At 57.5% G+C, this 367-nt stretch carries 1 pseudogene; it reads right to left on the minus strand.

Features of this window, described 5'->3' with window-relative positions:
• Positions 1-367, minus strand: a pseudogene (locus AC1DKZ_RS33160) (Gly-Xaa-Xaa repeat protein); the annotation flags it as partial.

Here is a 367-nt window from a genome sequence, read left to right on the forward strand (position 1 = left end):
GTCCAGTAGCACCCGTGTTACCTTGCGTACCTTGAGGTCCAGTAGCACCCGTGTTACCTTGAACGCCTTGAGGTCCAGTGGCACCGGTAGCGCCCGTGTTACCTTGCGCACCTTGAGGTCCGGTAGCACCCGTGTTACCTTGAAGACCTTGAGGTCCAGTAGCACCCGTGTTACCTTGCGTACCTTGAGGTCCAGTAGCACCCGTGTTACCTTGCGTACCTTGAGGTCCAGTAGCACCCGTGTTACCTTGCGCACCTTGAGGTCCAGTGGAACCGGTAGCACCTGTGTTACCTTGAACGCCTTGAGGTCCAGTGGAACCGGTAGCACCCGTGTTACCTCTAGGACCAGTGGAACCAGTAGCACCCGT

It is taken from the genome of Bacillus sp. 05T21, from assembly GCF_056396785.1.